The sequence below is a fragment of the Candidatus Symbiopectobacterium sp. NZEC135 genome (genome assembly GCF_025962695.1).
Genome location: NZ_JAGFPF010000978.1, coordinates 1 through 791 on the forward strand (window position 1 = coordinate 1; position 791 = coordinate 791).

The following is a 791-nucleotide window of genomic DNA, read 5'->3' on the forward strand; positions in this document are numbered from 1 at the left end:
GTTGGAGGAACCCCGGTAATTTGGCAGCACACTGGCAGAGTAATTAAACGCATCGGAGACGGACATCACCCGTTGCTTATCCATTTGCGCACGCGTAACCACGGTGATCGACTGTGGCGTCGTTACCAACGGCGTTTGTGTTTTCGTACCGGCGGCACTCTGTTTCGCAATCATTCCACCCGTGGGGAGCGTGGTATTTTGCTCGCCCTGTGCAATGACCACCATCACATCAGCGTTGCCAGTCACCGTTTCAGCGGCCAGCGTTTGCGCTGCCATCACGAGTGATGATGCAACACCCAGTACCGTGACATAACCGAAAAAGAATTGCCCAACGAGGTAAAATTTCCTTTTATTTTCAGACACGTTTCCATCCTTTACTGCAATAGTATCTTTGTGCGACATAAAGAAGCCAACATATTCCTGGCTAATAATGCACCAAAAAAGAGTATTTCAAATGCAAACTCGTCTCAATCGCATTTATGTAACGTTACGCTGTAAAAATGAAAGGGATTCACCCTTAGGACGATCTATGGCTCCAGCCTTGCCGTCACGAACCGGTTCCTGATTTCCGGTGAAGGTGAACCGCGAGATGTATCACTATCGCAGGAAATGCCACCAGACATACCTGATGAGACAGAATCACTCGGGCCAACACCCGATACGATTAGTGAATAGCTTAACGTCAGTCCACCGTCACGAATATCAGTTTTCGATTCTGGATGGGACGCTATTTGGCAACACCTTAGGCAACAGGAGGAGATAGCGTTAAACGGTCACGGCCATCTGCGTTG

At 48.8% G+C, this 791-nt stretch carries 1 protein-coding gene; it reads right to left on the bottom strand.

The features are described 5' to 3' along the window. On the bottom strand, window positions 1-363 hold a 363-nt coding region (locus J5224_RS31875), incomplete at its 3' end, for a TonB-dependent receptor plug domain-containing protein (RefSeq protein WP_413544756.1). Between the last annotated feature and the right edge of the window lie 428 nt (window positions 364-791).